The 18,761-nt window shown below is 59.9% G+C and carries 14 protein-coding genes; 2 read left to right on the forward strand and 12 right to left on the reverse strand.

Annotated features, from left to right (window positions below):
- Window position 1 precedes the first annotated feature (1 nt).
- From KVQ74_RS11590 to KVQ74_RS11625, 8 genes are all read right to left on the reverse strand, one after another.
- On the reverse strand, window positions 2–1,351 hold the full coding sequence (locus tag KVQ74_RS11590; RefSeq protein WP_217831208.1) for an HlyD family type I secretion periplasmic adaptor subunit: 1,350 nt from the start codon (window positions 1,349–1,351) through the stop codon (window positions 2–4).
- A complete protein-coding gene (locus tag KVQ74_RS11595) occupies window positions 1,348–3,123 on the reverse strand; it encodes a type I secretion system permease/ATPase (protein WP_217831209.1) in 1,776 nt (591 codons plus the stop codon). The genes KVQ74_RS11590 and KVQ74_RS11595 overlap by 4 nt, the downstream gene beginning before the upstream one ends.
- Before the next feature lie 206 nt (window positions 3,124–3,329).
- Window positions 3,330–3,755, reverse strand: coding sequence for an AprI/Inh family metalloprotease inhibitor (locus tag KVQ74_RS11600; protein ID WP_217831210.1), 426 nt, complete (start codon window positions 3,753–3,755; stop codon window positions 3,330–3,332).
- A 93-nt stretch (window positions 3,756–3,848) separates the two neighbouring features.
- On the reverse strand, window positions 3,849–5,315 hold the full coding sequence (locus KVQ74_RS11605) for a serralysin family metalloprotease (protein WP_217831211.1): 1,467 nt from the start codon (window positions 5,313–5,315) through the stop codon (window positions 3,849–3,851).
- A gap of 471 nt (window positions 5,316–5,786) precedes the next feature.
- Entirely contained in the window at window positions 5,787–6,872 is a 1,086-nt protein-coding gene (locus KVQ74_RS11610) for a polyamine ABC transporter substrate-binding protein (protein ID WP_217831212.1), read from the reverse strand.
- 67 nt (window positions 6,873–6,939) lie between these two features.
- Window positions 6,940–7,284, reverse strand: coding sequence for a cupin domain-containing protein (locus KVQ74_RS11615; protein WP_217831213.1), 345 nt, complete (start codon window positions 7,282–7,284; stop codon window positions 6,940–6,942).
- 30 nt (window positions 7,285–7,314) lie between these two features.
- Window positions 7,315–8,721: an NAD(P)/FAD-dependent oxidoreductase gene (locus KVQ74_RS11620; protein WP_217831214.1), complete on the reverse strand. Its 1,407-nt coding sequence runs from the start codon at window positions 8,719–8,721 to the stop codon at window positions 7,315–7,317.
- A gap of 51 nt (window positions 8,722–8,772) precedes the next feature.
- The gene (locus KVQ74_RS11625) at window positions 8,773–9,588 is read right to left on the reverse strand and encodes an AraC family transcriptional regulator (RefSeq protein WP_217831215.1); all 816 of its coding nucleotides are present in this window, start codon (window positions 9,586–9,588) and stop codon (window positions 8,773–8,775) included.
- Window positions 9,589–9,849: 261 nt separating this feature from the next.
- On the opposite strand from KVQ74_RS11625, the gene KVQ74_RS11630 reads away from it, so the two are divergent.
- Entirely contained in the window at window positions 9,850–10,122 is a 273-nt protein-coding gene (locus KVQ74_RS11630) for a DUF1652 domain-containing protein (RefSeq protein ID WP_217831216.1), read from the forward strand.
- Between the two features lie 59 nt (window positions 10,123–10,181).
- Here the strand turns inward: KVQ74_RS11630 and KVQ74_RS11635 are convergent, their stop codons facing one another.
- Window positions 10,182–12,656 (reverse strand): UvrD-helicase domain-containing protein, encoded by a 2,475-nt coding sequence (locus KVQ74_RS11635; RefSeq protein ID WP_217831217.1) that lies wholly within the window; start codon window positions 12,654–12,656, stop codon window positions 10,182–10,184.
- A gap of 276 nt (window positions 12,657–12,932) precedes the next feature.
- On the opposite strand from KVQ74_RS11635, the gene KVQ74_RS11640 reads away from it, so the two are divergent.
- Entirely contained in the window at window positions 12,933–13,628 is a 696-nt protein-coding gene (locus KVQ74_RS11640) for a pirin family protein (protein ID WP_217831218.1), read from the forward strand.
- 70 nt (window positions 13,629–13,698) lie between these two features.
- Here the strand turns inward: KVQ74_RS11640 and pgm are convergent, their stop codons facing one another.
- The 3 genes from pgm to KVQ74_RS11655 form a co-directional block, all read right to left on the reverse strand.
- Window positions 13,699–15,345, reverse strand: coding sequence for a phosphoglucomutase (alpha-D-glucose-1,6-bisphosphate-dependent) (gene pgm, locus KVQ74_RS11645; protein ID WP_217831219.1), 1,647 nt, complete (start codon window positions 15,343–15,345; stop codon window positions 13,699–13,701).
- 106 nt (window positions 15,346–15,451) lie between these two features.
- Window positions 15,452–16,852 (reverse strand): aminotransferase-like domain-containing protein, encoded by a 1,401-nt coding sequence (locus KVQ74_RS11650; RefSeq protein ID WP_217831220.1) that lies wholly within the window; start codon window positions 16,850–16,852, stop codon window positions 15,452–15,454.
- Window positions 16,853–16,901: 49 nt separating this feature from the next.
- Window positions 16,902–18,353 (reverse strand): hypothetical protein, encoded by a 1,452-nt coding sequence (locus KVQ74_RS11655; RefSeq protein ID WP_217831221.1) that lies wholly within the window; start codon window positions 18,351–18,353, stop codon window positions 16,902–16,904.
- Window positions 18,354–18,761: the final 408 nt, after the last annotated feature.

The raw sequence follows: 18,761 nt of genomic DNA on the forward strand, positions 1-18,761 counted from the left end.
CTTATTCCTCGGTCAACGCGGAGCCGGCCCGGTCGAGCAGCGGTTTGAACAGATAGTTGAGGAGTGAACGTTCGCCGGTGCGCACGAACATTTCCGCAGGCATGCCGGGCTTGATCACCAGACCGTTGAGTTTCTCCATGGCCTGATCGCTGACGCTGGTGCGCAACACGTAATACGGCGCGCCGGTTTTCTCGTCGATCATCTGGTCGGCGGAAATCAGGCTGACTTCACCGGCCACTCGCGGGGTCCTGCTCTGGCTGAACGCGGTGAACAGGATGTCCACCGGCAAGTGCGTGCCGACCTTGTCGATCAGGTTGATCGGCAGGTGCCCTTCCACTTCCAGTTGCGTGCCTTGCGGAACGATCTCCAGCAGGGTTTCGCCCTGACGCACCACGGCGCCTTCGGTATGCACACCGAGGTTGACCGCGACACCGTCGGAGGTGGCGAGGATTTCGCTGTGCTGCAGGTCGAAACCGGCGGACGTCAGTTGCTCCGACAGCGTGACGCTTTTCAGTTGCGCGTCGGCCAGTTGGCTGCGCACTTCTTTCTGATATTCCTCGCCATGCTGTTGCAGCTTCAGCCGCGACTCGAGGATGCCCTGCTCCACCCGACCGCTTTCACCGGTGTTTTCCGCCAGTTGCTGCTGCACTTGCGAGAGCTGACGCTGGTACTCCATCAAGCGGTTGCGCGGGATGTAGCCGTTGTCTGCCAGTGGTTGCAGGTTTTTCAGCTGCTGTTGCAGCGAGTCGGCCTGAGCGTTGAGGTCGGTGCGGGCGCGGCGCATGCCGGCCAGTTGCGAAGTGGCGCCTTCAATGCTGGCGCGCAACCCGGCCTGCTCGCGGGAATAGGCTTCGCGGCGGCTGCTGAACAGTTGCCGCTGGCCTTCGAGCACCAGCGCCAGACGTGGGTCCGGGTCGCTGCTCAGCTCGGCCGGGAATGTCACCTGCTTGAGGTTGTCCCGCTCGGCCTGCCAGCGCGCCAGACTGGCCCAGGCCATGCGGTACTGGGCCTGCAGCGATTGCACGTCGGCCGCGACCTGGGTCTGATCGAGGCGGAACAGCGGTTGCCCCTGCTTCACGATCTCGCCTTCGCGCACCAGAATCCGGCTGACCACGCCGCTGCTCATCGACTGCACGGCTTTACGCTTGCCGGACACCACCACCGTGCCCTGCACCGGAATCCCTTGATCCAGCGGCGCCAGTGCCGCCCAGGTGAAGAAACTGCCGGCGCCGACCAGCGCCAGAATCCAGCCCATGCGGGCGAAAAACTTCGCGTCGCGTTCCGGGCGCTCGGTGATGTAGGCGTGTTCCATGGTCGCTTCGTTTTCCGTGTTCATGCTTGCGCTGCTCATACACCCGAATTCCTTGTCGTGGGCTGGTACTGCCGGCTCATGCTGAGCCCGCCCGGTGCCTGCGCAGGTTTTTCACGTTGTTGTTCCTGGTGGCCGGACAGTGCCTTGAGCACGTCCTGGCTTGGGCCGAAGGCTTGCAGACGGCCATCGTTGAGCACCAACAGTTTGTCGGCCTGGGCCAGCACCGAAGAACGGTGAGTCACCAGCACCACCGTAGTGCCCTGGGCCTTGAGCTGGACAATCGCGCTGGACAACGCAGCTTCGCCGACGGTGTCGAGGTTGGAGTTCGGTTCATCCAGCACCACCAGGCTCGGGTTGCCGTACAGCGCACGCGCCAGGGCCACCCGCTGTTTCTGTCCGCCGGACAGGCCGCTGCCGTCCTCGCCCAATTGGGTGTCATAGCCTTTGGGCATGCGCAGGATCATTTCGTGAACGCCGGCCTGTTGCGCGGCGGCCACGACTTTCTGCGGATCGGCTTCGCTGAAACGCGCGATGTTCTCGGCGATGCTGCCGCTGAACAGCTCGATGTCCTGGGGCAGATAGCCAATGTATGGACCGAGCTGATCGCGATTCCAGCGATGGATATCGGCGCCGTCCAGACGCACGGTGCCCGCCAGGGTCGGCCAGACGCCGACCAGCACCCGCGCCAGAGTCGACTTGCCGGAGCCCGAGGCGCCCAGCACGCCGAGCACTTCACCGGCCGCCAGATTGAAATTGACCATGTGCAGCGTCGCCGCGTGCTGACCGGGCGGGCCGGCGCTGACCTGTTCAAAACCGATCTGGCCTTTCGGCGCCGGCAGAGCCATGGCCTCGTCGCTTGGCGGAAACGCCTGGAGCAGCGCGTCGAGACGGCGGTAGGCGAGCTTCGCCCCGCTCCACTGCTTCCACACTGCGATCAACTGGTCGATCGGGCTCAGCACGCGGCCCATCAGGATCGAACCGGCAATCATCATCCCGGCAGTCATGTCGCCCTTAATCACCAGCAAGGCACCGAGGCCCAGCACCAGCGATTGCAGGCACAGGCGCAGGGTCTTGCTCAGCGAACTGATCACCGCACCGGTATCGCTGGCCTGGTTTTGCAGGCCGAGGAAGCGCGAATGCACGTTGAACCAACGCTTGCGCAGCGAACCGAGCATGCCCATGGCTTGAATGGTTTCGGCGTTGTGCAGGTGGCTGGTGGCCAACTGGCTGGACTTCTGCGAGAAGCCAGCGGCCTCGCCCAGCGGTTTTTTGGTCATGTATTCGTTGAGGATCGCCAGGGCGATCAGCAGCACCGCGCCGGCGGTGGCGAGTACGCCGAGCCAGACGTTGAACAGGTAAATCACAAACAGATAGATCGGGAACCACGGCGCATCGAAAAACGCGAACAGCGCAGGCCCGGTGACGAATTGGCGGATGTGGGTCAGATCGCCCAGGGATTGCCCGGCGTTGCCTTCGCCCTTGAACAGGTTGCGCTCGAACGCCGCCTGATAGACCCGCAGGTTGAAACGACGCTCCAGCTGGCTACCGATACGGATCACGATAAAACTGCGCACCACTTCCAGCAGGCCGATGAAGGCGAAGAAGCCGACGACCATCAGCGACAGCATCGCCAGGGTCGTTTCGTTCTGTGAAGACAGCACCCGGTCGTAGACCTGAAGCATATATATGGAGGGCACCAGCATCAGCACGTTAATCAGTGCAGTAAAGCATCCGACGCTGATCAGAATGCTCTTATAGTCACCCAATGCCTTGAATAAGGGAGCGGTGGCTGGGGCCTTCGCCATCTTCATTGATTATTCCTGAAATGATATTCCCCGCCATTCTTTGGCGAGACGCTTCAATTATTGATCCGTGCAGTTGCCGGAATATGTCTTGCAAGTTTTCCGCTTACACTTCAATAACAACTTTTCTCTTCCAAAGAGCATTCGCGTTATTGATGCACTGCTTATAACTGCAACGTGGCACCTTATATTCAACTTGCAGTCATTACCGATGTTCATGGCTGTTGCGCGGCGCGTTTCAGCGTAATCACCAGGCCCGACTTCAAAGTGCTCAGATAAAGCCCATCACGTTGTCGGCTGAAGAACTGGATTCTTGAGCCTTCCTTGCCGGTGATCGACAGGCCGTCAGGGTCGGGAAACCAGCCGATCGGCGTCTGCTCCAGCCAGGCTCCCAGGCAATCGGCACCCTTGCCCAGGGTCTGGTCGGGTTCAAGGTCGATCTGACAGGTGTTCGAGGGCTTGTCTTGCAGTGCCTGGGCATCAGCGGCGTCAGTGGGCGCGGTCAAGGTCGCGTGCCAGTGGCCGGCGAATGCCGAGGGATCTTCGAGCCTGAGGCTGCTTGCCATGGTTGTTTCTCCGGAAATCATCAGCATCGGCAGCAGAAAGGTCGCGGCCATGCGGGTAAAAGCCTTTTCGATCATGGGAAATTTCGCTCCGAAGCGTAGCCTTGCTGACGAATCAAGGCGATGCAAGTGAAGAAAGCGGCGCATCGAGCGCCGCTTTCCCGTTTCACATCACGCCACGATGTCGCTGAGCGCTGCCTGGCCTACGGTGCTGACCTGGAAATCAGCCACGCCATGCCCGGAGAAGTCCACCGACAGCAGACTGTTGCCGCCCGACGAGGTCAGGACTGCGTCGCCCGCCGCGCCGGTGAAGGCGCTGACGAAGTGCAGGCCGGCGCCTTTGGTGATACCGGTCAGGTCGATTTTGTCCAGGCCGCTGACAAAATCGAGGATCTGATCGATCGCACCCGGCTTGGAGTCGGAGCTGGCCGCGAACACGAAGGTGTCCGAACCTGCGCCGCCCCACAGCTTGTCGGCGCCACCGGCCCCGTAAATGATGTCGTTGCCGGCACCACCCTTGAGCTCGTTGGCCACGCTGTTGCCGATCAGCAGGTCGTTGCCCGAACCGCCGATGGCGTTCTCGATGGTGACGCCCTTGGCGATGGACACGTTGCCCACCAGGCCGCCAACATCGGAGAACGAGGCTTCATTGAGGTTGATCTTCTGGTTCTGGGTAAAACCCGAGAAGTCGAAGGTGTCCTTGCCGCCCGCGTCCCAGACCGAGAACACCAGCTTGTCGGCCGACGACGAGGCGCTGAGGAAATCGCGACCGGCGTTGGAGTTGAAGCCGTAGGTGGTGTCACCGGTACGGGTGGTCATGTTGGCGCCGTAGAGCTTCTGGATCGCCGCGATATCGTCCATCAGCGGACCGGACGAATAGGCTTCCACCCCACCCTTGCTGAAGTTCTGGCTGGTGTTGCTCTCGCTCCAGTAACTCATGACGCTGTAGCCGCGGGTGTCTTGCCCGTAGGTGGCGTCGTTGTAGGTCGGGTTGCCGTTGCCGGCGTTGTAGTCGCCCGGATGCGCCAGGCCCAGGGTGTGACCGATCTCGTGGGTCAGAGTCTGACGGCCGTAGTTGTTCAGGTCCGGGGTCTTGTTCGGGGTGTAGCTGCTGTTGATCAAGTACCACGAAGTACCGTCATAACCGGCACCGGTGCCTGGCAGATAGGCGAACGCCGCAGCGCCGTCCTGGCCGCCACTGTAGTTGCCGAAGGTCATGTGACCGTCACCGCCCGAGGCTTTCTCGGTGAAGGTGACGTTGGCCACATCGGCCCAGGATTGCATGGCGAGCTTGGCCTGGGTTTGTTGTTGTGTACTGAACTGACTGAACCCGCTGATCCCGTGCTTGTTCATCGTGCTGGACGATGCCGAGGTCAGGAACGTGTAGGTGAGTTCGATCTTGCCGCTGCCATCCTTGTCCTGATAGGCAGCGCCGTCGCGCAGCAACTGGGTTGCGGCCTGGTCGACGGAAAAGGAGGGTTTGCCATTGACCGTGAGGTTGCCGCCACGATCGTATTGATGGCTGAAGCTATTGATCTGGTTATACGCCGTGCTGGCGGCTGCCAGAGGTTGCGGCGCCGCGCCCAGCTGGAAAGCCTGTTCGGCGGTATCAATAGCGTTAGCTTTTACTTTCGACATAAACACACTTCCTTGTTTAGCAATGGAACAGTTTTTGTCCGATAGCGACAATCTCTGGCGAGATCGTCCTATCACTCGCCCAATGAAGGCGAAAGAAAACTGACACAATTTGAAATCATGCGTCTAGCGTTTTTTTGAGTTCAAATCGGGCTGTTCCGGGGAAACTCCCGTAAACAATGCTTATGCCGCAGAAAGAATGTTTAATTATTGGTACATTTGCCTAATTGTCTGACGATTTCTTATTTAAATATTAAATATCGGTAAGTTATTTTTTGTTATGCGCGTCTCGTTTCTGCACTTTATCAGTGCAAATGCCAGTGTATTGATATCAATCAACTAACAGACGCCGGAAAAAGCTTTTGTGGGAGCGGGCTTGCTCGCGAAGAGGTCGTATCAGCCAGCATTGTTGTGACTGACACACCGCCTTCAAGGGCAAGCCCGCCCCGACAAAAGGGGGGGGGTGGCGGATTTTCAGTTGCCGGTACGAATCTTGTTCCACACCCGCGTGCGAATCCGGTCGATGTTCAGCGGCATCGCTTCCAGTGCGAACAGCTTGCCCATCATTTCGGGGCTTGGGTAAACCTTGGTGTCGTTCTTGATCGCCGGGTCGATCAGGCTGTCGGCCTGCTGGTTGCCGTTGGCGTAGTGGACGTAGTTGCTGATGCCGGCCATCACGTCCGGACGCAGCAGGTAGTTCATGAAGGCGTAACCAGCCTTCTCGTCCGGGGCGTCGGCGGGCATGGCAACCATGTCGAACCAGATCGCCGCACCTTCCTTGGGAATCGAGTAGCCAATATCGACGCCGTTCTTCGCCTCTTTGGCGCGATTCTCCGCTTGCAGGATGTCGCCGGAGAAGCCGACCGCCACACAGATATCGCCGTTGGCCAGGTCGCTGGTGTACTTCGAGGAGTGGAAGTAGCTGACATACGGCCGCACTTTCATCAGCAACGCTTCGGCCTTCTTGTAGTCCTCGGAGTTCTTGCTGTGGTGCGGCAAACCGAGGTAATTGAGCGCCGCCGGGAGCAGTTCCGGACCGTTGTCGAGAATCGCCACGCCGCACTTTTGCAGTTTTTCCATGTATTGGGGCTTGAAGATCAGGTCCCAGGAATCCACCGGTGCATCATCCCCCAGCACGGCCTTGACCTTGGCGATGTTGTAGCCGATGCCGGTGCTGCCCCACAGATACGGAAAGCCATGTTCGTTACCCGGATCATTGGTCTGCAAAGCCTTGAGCAGTACCGAGTTGAGGTTCTTCCAGTTGGACAACTGGCTCTTGTCGAGCTTCTTCAGCGCCCCGCCCTGGATTTGGCGCGCCATGAAATGGTTGGAGGGAAACACCACGTCATAACCGGATTTGCCGGTCATCAGTTTGCCGTCGAGGGTTTCGTTGCTGTCATAGACGTCATAGGTGACGCCGACACCGGTTTCTTTCTCGAAATTTTTCGTGGTATCCGGGGCGATGTAGTCGGACCAGTTGTAGACCTTGACCGTATCCGCCGCATGAGCGAGGGACACGGCGAACATCAGGGGCGCCAGAGCGAGGGTCTTTCGGATCATGGATCGATTCCTGTGTGGGCTGTTGTCTTTTTTGTTGAAGCTGGCAGGCAATCAAAGGATCGGAGAATCAGAAAATCAGGACGTAGCTCTTGCGCACGGTTTCCTGGATATCCCAGACGCCGAGCGTGTTGGCCGGCAACATCAGCGCGTCGCCACCTTGTATGTGCAGGGTTTCTCCTCCGCCATCCGGGGTGAAGGTGCAGCGCCCGGAGATGAAATGGCAGAACTCCTGGGCAGTGATCTGTCGGCGCCAGCGACCGGGGGTGCATTCCCAGACGCCGGTTTCGACGCCATCGTCGCGCTCGACGCTGGTGGTCGAGGCGATGGCCACCGGCGTGCCGATCGGCACGGCCACCGGGTTGGATTCGTCCAGTTGCAGGCTGGCGGTGTTTTTGAATTGGGTGATGCTCATGGCGTTACCTGTCTTGGAGAAAAACGACGTTTAGTGCATGAAACCTTCCATGAACCCGGCCACGCTGCTGGCGAGCTTGCGCCGCCATGGCGCGGTCGCCGGGTTGGCGAGGGTCTGGTCTTCGTGAACGAAGCTTTTGATGATCGCGTTGTAGCCGAGCCAGCGGCACGGTTCCGGCTCCCAGGCCCGCAGCGCATGAATACCGCCGTCGGGCAGCACCCAGGGCTGGCGCACCAGGTCGGTGTCGCGCTCGAGAATCAGGTCGGCCAGGGTACGCCCGCCCAGGTTGCTGGCGCCGACACCCTCCCCGCCGTAGCCGCCGGACAGCGCGATGCCATTGGCCCGATCGCAAAGCATGTGCGGCTTGAAATGCCGGGACATGCCGAGATTGCCGCCCCAGGCGTGGGTGATCTGGACGTTTTTAAGCTGGGGGAACAGTTCGCCGAACAGATAGCGGCGCAATTCCACCTCATCCCGGGTCAGGTCGAAGTTTTGGCGCAGTTTGCCGGCGAACTGATAACCGCCCCGAGCGCCGAAGATCAGTCGATTGTCGGCGCTGCGCTGACCGTAAGTGACCTGCCGACTGAATTCGCTGAAGGCCTGGCCACGATTGAGGCCGATCTCGTCCCAGGTGGCCGACGACAACGGCTCGGTGGCGACAATCAGGCTCTGCACCGGCAACTGATAACGCCCGAGCGGCGGCAGCGTCACCGAATAACCTTCGATGGCCGGCACGATCCAGCGACTGCGCACACTGGCCCTGTCGGTGCGCAGGCTGCCCGCCCGCCAATGGGTGACCGGGCTGTTTTCGTAAATCTTCACGCCCATGTTCGCAACAGTCCGTGCCAGACCCCGCACCAGTTTCGCCGGCTGAATGGTCGCCACATGCGGCGCATAAATCGCACCGTACGGTTTGGCGACGCGCAGCTGTTGCGCCAATTGTTCAGGGTTCAGCCAGCGGTAATCGTCGTCGGTCAAACCCTGGGCATGCAGCTCGTCGAGGTAGCGGCGCAGGCTCGTCTCCTGCTCCGGGTAACGCGCGGCGCAGTACAGCGCTCCGCCCTTGCGGTAATCGCAGTCGATGCCTTCACGTTCGAGGACGATTTCCACTTCATCGGGAATGCTGTGCAGCAAATCGAAGGAGGCTCGGCGCTGTTGCGGCGACAGCCCAGCGAGCAGGCGATCCTCGCCGAGCAGATTGCCCATCAGCCAGCCGCCGTTGCGTCCCGATGCGCCGAAACCGGCGGTCTGCGCCTCGATAATGGCGATGTCCAGGCCCGGCGCGAGTTTCTTCAGGTAGTACGCCGTCCACAGACCGGTATACCCGGCGCCGATGATCGCCACATCGACATCCAGGTCCTGCTCCAGCGCCGGGCGCGCGGTCAGCGTCTCGTCGAGTTGGTCCATCCACAAACTGATAGTGCGCCACGCCGACATGCAAGACTCCGCCAATCAAACTTTCGATGGCGTCGATCCTAGTGGCTGACCTCAGGGACTGTCTTGCGCGCGTGCCCGCAAAGAAATTTGTTTGGCGTAGGCCTTGGGCGACTGGCCGGTGTGCTGGCGGAAACAGCTGTAGAACGCCGACAACGAGTTGAATCCGGCGGCGAACGCCAGCTCATCAATGCGCAGCGGCACCGGAGCGCCATCGAGCGAGCGCAGCAGATGCTGCAACCGCGCGTGATTGACGTAACGATAGAAGCTCTGCCCCAGCACCTGGTTCAACAGGTAGGAAATCTGATTGCGGCTGTAGCCGCACTCCTTCGCCACCCGCTGCAGATCAAGCTCGGGGTCCAGGTACGGTTGCTGGCGCTGGAAATACTGCTGCAAGTCATCCGCCATGAAGCTCAGCTGACGCGGTGACAGGCCGAGACGGCTTTCCGCCGGACGCTGATTCGGCGCCTTGGCGCGGGACGTTTCGCCGCGAACCAGCGAAGCGTATTCGTTGACGCGCCAGATCAGCCCGTCCTTGACCGTGATCGCTTCGCTGGAGCGAAACGACACCAGGCCATCGCCACCTCGCAGCGTGACTTCGTATTGAATAAACGCCGTGTTGCCATCGATGCGGATGCGGTCGCAATGCTCCAGCGCTTCGTCCGATTCACGAGGCATGCTCACGCGCACGTACTCACGCAGTTCGTCGAGTCCAAGCACCCGGTTCTGAAAAAAATCGTTGTACTGGATGTCCGGGTGATACAGCGCCATCACGCCATCCAGGTCCCGATGTTTCCAGCACAGGTGATAGCGCATGACCGTCTCGCCCGTGGCGCGGGTCTGCTGCGGGCCGTCATCATCAGCGTGCATAGAGGACTCGAAAAAAAGAACCGAGCTTGCCCAACTTCAGGCCGGCCAGCAATGACCAAGGCAGTGATAGCACTTTGACCAAAAGTCGCGTCAGCGTGACATACATCAAAAAAATCAGCGCAATCGCTAAATGAACTGAAAATTCTCACAGGATTTTCACAGGCGGATGCTACTTTTAATGGAGTCATCGGTTGAGCCAATGAAGGCTCTTCCCACCTACCTGAGCAAAAGGAAGCGCTCGATGAAGAAGGCGGGCTACACATGAATCAAGGGTCAAGCAAAGTCACGTTCCCCAATGCCTGCCAGCTGATGCGCTGGCATTTTCATCCCATGGGGTTTGAAGCGACCATGGACGCACCCGGCAGCATGATCGCGCGCCTGTTCGATCGCGCCAGTGGTGAAACCAGGATTGCCATCGCCGGCATTCCCTGCGCGACGGTGATGAACGCCGCCGATGTCGAACGAATAATCGAAGCCGTAGAAGACGAACTGGAAGCTTTCATTCCCCCAGAGTCTCTTAAAAGTTACGCCTAAGCTTTTGCTTTAAAACAAAAAAGCCCGCTTTATGCGGGCTTTTTTTGTGAGCGCGGGAATCAGGCGCTTTTCTGTGGCGGACGGTGATCGACGAAAAACGCTTTGTCCTTAGCGACCCGGTCGGAGGCACGCGGCATGTTCACTGCCTGCGCGTCCTGCGGCTCGACATACCAGTAGCAATGGCTGACCGCACGGGTGATCCCGACATACGCCAGGCGCAGGATTTCGTCCTTTTGCGCGCTGTCGTACGGCTCGCTGTCGCCGGTCTTGCCCAATCCGGCCATGCGGTAAACCTGATTTTTGTAGGGCGAACTGGTCAGATGCTGGCAGTCACCGAGCAAAAACACCGCATCGGCCTGCAAGCCCTTGGCGCTGTGATAGGTCAGTTGTTTCAGGCGTCGGGACTCGTACGGCAAGCTCGAATCAACATTAACTACGTGCTGAATATGCTGCTCTATCAATGATTTATCGCTGCTTTTTCGATAAAGCATGAGGATTGAATCACCTTTTCGATAGTGCTCGGCCAAGCGCTCGGCCAGGGCCTGATCGTCGCGTTCCAGCACATTGACCGGCTGCAACGGCCGGTCCGCGCCGCTGGCTTTGGCCTTCTTGCCGGGAATCGCCGGCGCGGCGCGAACCACATGCTCCGCCGCATCGATGATGTGCTGGTGACTGCGGTAGTTGTCGCTGAGCATCACCCGGGTGGTGCTCGGCGAGGAAAACTCCTTGTTGAACTCCATGAAGTAACTCGGCGAACTGCCGCGCCAGCCGTAGATCGACTGCCAGTCATCCCCCACGCAGAGCAGCGACGAACGCTGAGCGCCGCGCCCGACGTGCATGGCCGGGCCACGACTGCGGATTTCCGCGAGACTGGCACGTATCCACGAAACGATTTGCGGCGAAACGTCCTGAAACTCGTCGATCATCAAGTGCGACATTGGCCTCAGCAGCTCATCGCCCAACAGCTTGAGGTTTTCCGGCGAATGCTCGCTGAACAGCGCGAACATGCGGTTGTAAGTCATGACCGGCGGCTTCTGGTCGAGCAAATGATCTTCGAAGGCACGCCAGAACAGGCTCAGCGCCTCGAAGAAGAAGCGGTCCGGATCGTCCCTGGAGAAACTCATCCGGCCAACGGCATCCGGTACATCCAGCCCCAGGTTTTCGATGAAACCGGCGGCGGCGACAAAACAGTCGAGCAATGGCGCTGATGCCAGCTCGCCCTTGACCTTGTAATCGAAGCCCGGGCCGGCGCTGGCATCACCGGCCAGACTCGCCAGAACCCGCTTTAACGATTCGTAACTATCAAGCCATATCAATGGCTTACGACAGAAAGCTTGAAACAGGGTGCGCTTTACAGCCCATTCCGCGCGCACGCTCAACTTGGCGTTGGGACGGCAAACCTGCGGGTTTTCCCGAGGATCGAAACCCAGCACAACCCAGGCATCCAGACTCGGGATGTAGCCGTGGCTGTGGAAACGGGAGCCGTTGATTTCGAACACCTGACGGTTCGGCTCGATGCCCTTGATCGGCCAGGCGCCGGCGCGGAACCACAGATCCTCAATCACATCGCACAGCTCTTCGTCACGCTTGGCAGCCAGTTCGGTCACCGCCATGCGTTTCTGCACGTCCGGGTGATCGCGCTCCAGCTCCTTCAGTTGCAAGGCGTGTCGGGACAGCGGCTGGATTAGCTCGCGGAAACGCTCATCCTCGGTGAACAACCGGTGGTAACAGGCGTTGAGCTGCTGGCGCTGGACATCGTTGATACGCAGATCGAACGGGTTGCTGTCGACATCTTCATCGCCGCCCGGCGGTCGCTGGCTAAGGTTTTCGAACGCCTGCAGGCGCTCGAATCCCGGCAGGCTGCGCACCATCGGCAAAATGCGCGAGTGAAAGGTCCGCACCAGCTCCCGCGCCTGCTTCTGCCCCAACGCCCGGCCCCACAGCCCGAACAGCTCGATCAGTTTGTTGATGAAGTCCTTGCGCGATTCGCGGGTGAAGGTGACCACGGTCATCGAATCCAGCTCGAAGCCCAGATAATGCACCAGCAGCAGAATGCGCAGCACCAGCGTGGTCGACTTGCCCGCCCCGGCGCCGGCAATCACCGAGGTAGACGGGGTATCACTGAAGATCATCTTCCATTGCGCCACGCTCGGCTGGGCGTGAGCCGGCAGCAAACTGGCGACATCAGCCTTCATGCGCTTCTTCAGCTCAGCGCTGAGCGGCAGACGCCAGTCGTCGAACAAATGATTGTCGACGCTTGGCGGGCGATGCTCGGTGCTGCGACTGTCGCGAATCAACAGCACCTGACGGCCTTCCTCCAGACCCTCGAGCTTGCCTTCCTTATAGCCGTAATCCACCCCGGCGGTGTGACCGCTGCGGAAGCCATCGGCCTGGCCATGCAGCCAGGACGCCCGATGCTGGGCGCGCAGTCGCGTCAGACCGTGACCAAAAAAACGCGCGGCCAGGCGCTTGAACCAGGGCATCTCGCTCAGAGGACGAAGTTCGGGAGGAAGATCGGGGGTGTGCTGCGCCACGCTGACGGACTCCGGTGTGAGGCTGAGGGTGGGTATGGTGGCTGCATTTGCTTTTGAGTTCTAGCAATTGCTTGCAGGTCATTGGTTTAGGCGATGAATCGAAGGCTGAGTGAGAGTGTTTCGAGCCTCATTAATATCAATCTATTCGATCAGAATGCCGCAGTTTTTACGCTTTTTATCGATCATAGGTTGATAGATGATGCCGGTCATACACCACCGGTCTCGCATCGTGGCTCAGGCCCTGCCGCCCATGACGAACCTTTTGAGGAGACGAACATGCTTGAACTCAGACCTTTCAACTCCCTGGGCGGCGCCCACCACGGCTGGCTGGATGCCCATCACCATTTTTCGTTCGCCGAGTACTACGATCCGCAACGCATGAACTGGGGCAACCTGCGGGTGTGGAACGACGACATCATTGCCCCCGGCACCGGTTTCCCGACCCACCCGCACCGCGATATGGAAATCATCACCTACGTTCGTGAAGGTGCGATCTCCCACCAGGACAATCTGGGCAACAAGGGCCGTACCGAGGCTGGCGATGTGCAAGTCATGAGCGCCGGCACCGGGATTGCCCATAGCGAATACAACCTCGAGTCCACGGAAACGCGGATCTTCCAGATCTGGATTCTGCCGACCGAAACCGGCGCACCGCCATCCTGGGGCGCCAAGCCGTTCCCCAAAGGCCAGCGCGAAGGCTTCGTGACGCTCGCCAGCGGCAAGGACGGTGATGACCAGAGCCTGCGCATTCGCGCCGATGCCCGTTTGGTCGCCGCGAATATCAAGGCTGGGGAAACCGCCGAATATCGCCTCGATGCCGGGCGCCGCGCTTACCTCGTACCCGCCACTGGCGTGATTGAAGTCAATGGCGTGCGGGCAAACGCTCGAGACGGTGTAGCCGTGGCCGATGAGCAAGTGCTGACGGTCACTGCGCTGGAAGACAGTGAAATCGTGTTGGTGGATCTGGCCTGATTGCAGTAAATCCCAGGCAAAAAAAAGGGGCGACCGTGATGGTCGCCCCTTTTTCATTGCTTTTGCACAATCACTTCGCGGAAATCGCGCCGTCCACGAGGGTCTGCGCTTCGGCCACCAGTTGCTTGAGGTGGTCGTCGCCGATAAAGCTTTCGGCGTAAATCTTGTAGATGTCTTCGGTGCCCGACGGACGCGCGGCGAACCAGCCGTTTTCGGTCATCACTTTCAAACCGCCAATGGCCTGGTCGTTGCCCGGCGCGTGGCTGAGGATGCTCTGGATCTTCTCCCCGGCCAACTCGGTCGACGTGACCTGCTCCGGCGACAGCTTGCTCAGCAGCGCCTTTTGCTCAGGGTTGGCCTTGGCGTCCACACGTACCGAGAACGGCTCACCCAGCTCATCGGTCAGCGCGCGGTAGGCCTGGCTTGGATCGCGACCAGTGCGAGCTGTCATTTCTGCCGCCAGCAAGGCCGGGATCAAGCCGTCCTTGTCGGTGCTCCAGACGCCGCCGTCCTTGCGCAGGAACGAGGCACCGGCGCTCTCTTCGCCGCCAAAACCCAGCGACCCGTCGAACAGACCGTCGGCAAACCATTTGAAACCGACCGGCACTTCATACAGGCGACGGCCCAGGCGCTTGGCCACGCGATCGATCAGACCGCTGCTGACCACGGTTTTGCCCACGGCGGCGTCGGCGCGCCATTGCGGACGGTTCTGGAACAGATAGTCGATAGCGACGGCCAGGTAGTTGTTCGGTGCCAGCAAACCACCGGACGGCGTCACGATGCCGTGGCGGTCATGATCCGGATCGCAGGCGAACGCGACATCGAAGCGTTCCTTGAGACCGATCAGGCCTTGCATGGCGTGGCTGGAGGACGGGTCCATGCGGATCTGGCCATCCCAATCGACAGTCATGAAGCGGAAAGTCGAATCGACTTCTTTATTGACCACGTCCAGGTCGAGACGGTAGTGCTCGGCAATCGCCGACCAGTAGCGCACGCCGGCGCCGCCCAGCGGATCGACACCCAGACGCAGCTTGGCGCCACGAATGGCATCGAAATCGATGACATTGATCAGGTCGGCGACGTAGATGTTCACATAGTCATGGCGATGGGTGGTGCTGGCTTTCAGCGCCTGCTCGTAGCTGATGCGCTTGACCCCGGCCAGTTTGTTGGCCAGCAGTTCGTTGGCCTTGGCTTCGATCCACTTGGTGATGTGGGTATCGGCCGGGCCACCGTTGGTAGGGTTGTATTTATAGCCGCCGCTTTGTGGCGGGTTGTGCGAAGGCGTGATGACGATGCCATCGGCCAGGCCCGAAGTGCGGCCACGGTTGTAGCAGAGAATCGCGTGGGACACGGCAGGTGTCGGGGTGTATTCGTCACCCTCGGCGATCATCACGGTCACGCCGTTGGCCGCCAGCACTTCCAGAGCGCTGGCGCCGGCCGGGGTCGAGAGTGCGTGGGTGTCGATGCCGACAAACAGCGGCCCGGTGATGCCCTGGGCTTCACGATACAGGCAGATCGCCTGGCTGATGGCCAGGACGTGCCATTCGTTGAAACTCAAGTCAAAGGAACTGCCCCGGTGCCCGGACGTGCCGAACGCTACGCGTTGAGTGGAAATCGAAGCATCGGGCTGGCCAGTGTAATAAGCCGTTACCAGTCGCGGGATATCGACCAACAGTGCTGCCGGTGCCGGTTTGCCCGCAAAAGGACTGAGTGTCATGCAAAACCTCTGAGTCAGAGTGGTTCGAGAAATACCGCGCAGTTTACTGGCAGTTTGACCGCAGTGCGATGGGATCTATCCGAGGCACCCTGACAGTTTTTCCCAATCAGTCGCCCGGCGCCAGTCGCAAGGCGTCACCGAGCAGCCCGACAACGCCGGCGAGCTCATCGTCCGCGTAGCCGATCGGACTCAGGCGCAGATGCTGCCCGTGCAATCCGTGCAGGCTAAACAGCTCGCCCGGCGCAATAATCACATGCTGTGCAAGCAAGCGCTGGAACACCATCGTCATGTCTACCTGACGCGATGAACGCGCCCAGACAGTCGCCCCACCCTGCGGCTCGACGATGTGCAGCGACTCCCCCAGGCGCTCGCGCAACAGTTGAATCAACTGGATTCGGCGTTCCTTCAGCAGCCTGCGCAGGATATGCAGGTGCTGGTCGATCCGCCCGCCGGTGTACAACCGGGCGATGGCTTTCTGGCGAACCGGCGACAGACGAAACGAGCGCAACAGAAAATGCCGCTGCAACTCGCGGCGCCACGCTCGAGACAGGACAAAACCATAAGCCGCTTCAACGCCCATGAATTTCTCGAAGGTCGAGAACACCAGCAGCCGATCGGGGTCCAGCAGGTCGCGCAGACGCTGGCCTTCACCGTCATCATCCAGCTCGCTGTAGCAGTCGTTTTCCAGCACCCAGGTGCCATGGCCCGTCAGCAAATCAGCGATTACGCTGCGGTTATTCTCCGGAATCAGACTGCCACACGGCATGTTCAGCTTCGACGACAGCAGGATCAGCCGCACGGGTTCGATCTTCAGCAGGTTTTCCAGGCGCTGCGGGTCAAGCGCCCCGCCCGCCTCCAGCGGCAATTCGATGACCCGGACTTCGGCGCTCTTGAGCAAACGCAGGATCACCCAGTCACAGGGCGATTCGATCACGACCGTGGCATGGCGCAGGCCCAGTACGGCAATCAGGATCTCCAGCACGCCGCGCAGGTCGGCACCGATGTAGACGTCATCTGCATGCCAGCAATGCACCGGGGATGTGGTGTAGCGTGCGGCCAGCAGCGTGCGCAATTCCAGCTCGCCACAAGGCTGGCTGAGCCATTGCGGTTGCCGCGGATACTGGCGCAATAGCTCCCGTTCAAGCATCAGCAGCGGACTGTCCAGCGGCTGCAGCGCAGCCGGATCATCGGTGCTTAGCACGCGCATGCCAGGGCGCCGGGCGTTGACGTAGATTGTTTCGAGCAAGTCGTTACCGCTGCCGGGAGCCATGAGACTGACCACGGCCGGTGCGTAGTAGCCAGACTTGGCGACCGAATACACCCGCCCCTCCTTCTCCAGTAACGAATAGGCATACTGGATGGTGGAGATCGAGACCCCCAGGCGCTCGGCCAGTTGCCGCAGTGACGGCAGGCGAACCGAGCCCTGATGCCCGGGCTCATTGATCAACTGATCCAGATAACGGTACACGGCCTGATAAGCGAAATCGGTCTCCCGCGTGATTTTCATGAGCCTGTATCCGTGGGATGCAACGCCCGCTCAGGCAGTTCATCCACGCTCAACCTTCCGCCGAGCAGTCGTCGGCGACGGCATCGGTCTCGTCCAATCCGCTCTCCAACGCGGGAGCGCTGATGCTTGGCGGGGTCATGGCGTACAAACGCCCGATCAGCTTGACCGGCAGGCCACTGACGTCGGTCATCCAGTGCAGGACCTGCTCCGGCGCGTGCAGCCCTTGCATGGCACGGTGCAGGTCAGGCATTGCGACCAACATGCCCGGGTGGCAATGGCGCAGGAATCGCTCGAGTCCCGCGCCATTGTCGACGAACGGCGCAAACATCAGGCAGACCATTTGCGCTTCGCTCAGGCCAAAGGTCTGTTGCAGGCATTGCGCCATTTGCCCGCGCGACTCTTCGTGATCGCGCAGGTGACCCAAGGTGTCCAGCAACCGTTCGCAGACCGTCTCGGGAACCTGTTTGCGATGCAGTGTCGCCAGACAGCTTTGAAGGTACTGCGAAACCCCGTCCTCATAGGCCCGGCCTTCGACCAGGCTTGCCTGCAAACCCCGCAGATGCGCAGCGAGCAGCGGATCGATGTATTCGTTTTCGCCCAGATGCAAGGCCATTTCCTCGGCGTGAAACCCGAGGAAATCCGTAAGCAGCGGCCAGCGTTCTTCGAGCTTGCCGACCACCATGTCGTGGATGTCGATGAAACTGGTGCGCCGGCAGGCCTCGAACTGCCCGGCGGGACGCCATGCCATCAACTCGCCGTCGGTGTAGAACTGGCGATAAACGTCGCCGCCCAGCCCATCAAGGACGGGAAACAGATCGTCGAAACTTGCAGCAGACGACGGCAACGTGCCAATTCCGGCCTTCTGCACGGCACGGTTCAGCCCATCGAGGAAATGCCGCTGGCGCTGCAACGGCTCGCTGGCGACCAGAGCATCGACGCCATTGCTCCAGCGGGCAACCTGACCATAAAACTCGGCGGTGGAGAGATAGACGTCATCCCACAGCTCCAGGCCTTCATTCCTGGCGCGCCGGTGGCCCATCAGTAATTGGCTGATCCGATTGGCTTCGCTGCCGTCGTCACTGACCGGCGCCTGCTCATCGAACGGCAGTACCTCGCGGTGATCAACCATCAGCAATTCGACCCGTGGGTCGTCGTAGAGGAACAGCGCACTGTAACTGCGGTGTATGTTGTGCATGGCCGGCGCACCGATGCCGGTGCGGCGTAGGGTGGCCACCCGCAACTGGAACGTGGCCGGCGCACGCCCGGCGATGCTCAACTGCGCGGCACGCATCAATGCCAGGGCATAGCAACTGTCACGAGTACCGGACTGCACCACCAGCACCTTGAAGGATCCGATGCGATCCATGCCACCGGCGGCGACCGCCAGCCGCTGAATCAGCAACTGCAATGCAGTGCGCTCGGCGCGGGAGAAAAAGCTCAGCAAGCGTTGCAACACTTGCTGATAAACGTAGTTCATTGCCTGATCATGGATTGTGCTCATCGGTACTTCACCCGGTATCAAAAAATTCATATCACGCAGCCGATACGCGAGCTGCGCAATAACTCATTAATTATTAATAGACGCTCAAATGCTAACACTTAGTTTTTCGTAGTTATTTGAAACACTTGATCAGGGTGCGAGCTGAAAGTGCCATCATCTTGCGCGAAACCCCTGCCAACGCTGGGTCTTGCGAACCAGGCCATCGTCCTAGGAAACTTCTTACATGCTCCCACGCACTATGAGCACATGAAAAAAAGAACGGATTACGCGATAGCCCTACAGTTATTAAACAGAACTTCGAAGAGCACTCGGAGATAACCGGGCGAGGATGGGCGAGACAAATAGAATGCACAGACATGGCTCATTCCTTGAGATGAAAGTAATCACTCAATTATCAGTAATTATGGG

This window comes from Pseudomonas botevensis (genome assembly GCF_019145475.1).
In the GTDB taxonomy this organism is placed as follows: domain Bacteria; phylum Pseudomonadota; class Gammaproteobacteria; order Pseudomonadales; family Pseudomonadaceae; genus Aquipseudomonas; species Aquipseudomonas botevensis.

Excerpts from the sequence above, each read along its gene's own strand:
- pgm (WP_217831219.1), bottom strand. The coding sequence starts at position 15,345 with ATGACACTCAGTCCTTTTGCGGGCAAACCGGCACCGGCAGCACTGTTG.
- KVQ74_RS11630 (WP_217831216.1), top strand. The coding sequence starts at position 9,850 with ATGAATCAAGGGTCAAGCAAAGTCACGTTCCCCAATGCCTGCCAGCTG.
- KVQ74_RS11610 (WP_217831212.1), bottom strand. The coding sequence starts at position 6,872 with ATGATCCGAAAGACCCTCGCTCTGGCGCCCCTGATGTTCGCCGTGTCC.
- KVQ74_RS11655 (WP_217831221.1), bottom strand. The coding sequence starts at position 18,353 with ATGAGCACAATCCATGATCAGGCAATGAACTACGTTTATCAGCAAGTG.
- KVQ74_RS11640 (WP_217831218.1), top strand. The coding sequence starts at position 12,933 with ATGCTTGAACTCAGACCTTTCAACTCCCTGGGCGGCGCCCACCACGGC.
- KVQ74_RS11620 (WP_217831214.1), bottom strand. The coding sequence starts at position 8,721 with ATGTCGGCGTGGCGCACTATCAGTTTGTGGATGGACCAACTCGACGAG.
- KVQ74_RS11650 (WP_217831220.1), bottom strand. The coding sequence starts at position 16,852 with ATGAAAATCACGCGGGAGACCGATTTCGCTTATCAGGCCGTGTACCGT.
- KVQ74_RS11605 (WP_217831211.1), bottom strand. The coding sequence starts at position 5,315 with ATGTCGAAAGTAAAAGCTAACGCTATTGATACCGCCGAACAGGCTTTC.
- KVQ74_RS11625 (WP_217831215.1), bottom strand. The coding sequence starts at position 9,588 with ATGCACGCTGATGATGACGGCCCGCAGCAGACCCGCGCCACGGGCGAG.
- KVQ74_RS11600 (WP_217831210.1), bottom strand. The coding sequence starts at position 3,755 with ATGATCGAAAAGGCTTTTACCCGCATGGCCGCGACCTTTCTGCTGCCG.
- KVQ74_RS11590 (WP_217831208.1), bottom strand. The coding sequence starts at position 1,351 with ATGAGCAGCGCAAGCATGAACACGGAAAACGAAGCGACCATGGAACAC.
- KVQ74_RS11615 (WP_217831213.1), bottom strand. The coding sequence starts at position 7,284 with ATGAGCATCACCCAATTCAAAAACACCGCCAGCCTGCAACTGGACGAA.
- KVQ74_RS11595 (WP_217831209.1), bottom strand. The coding sequence starts at position 3,123 with ATGAAGATGGCGAAGGCCCCAGCCACCGCTCCCTTATTCAAGGCATTG.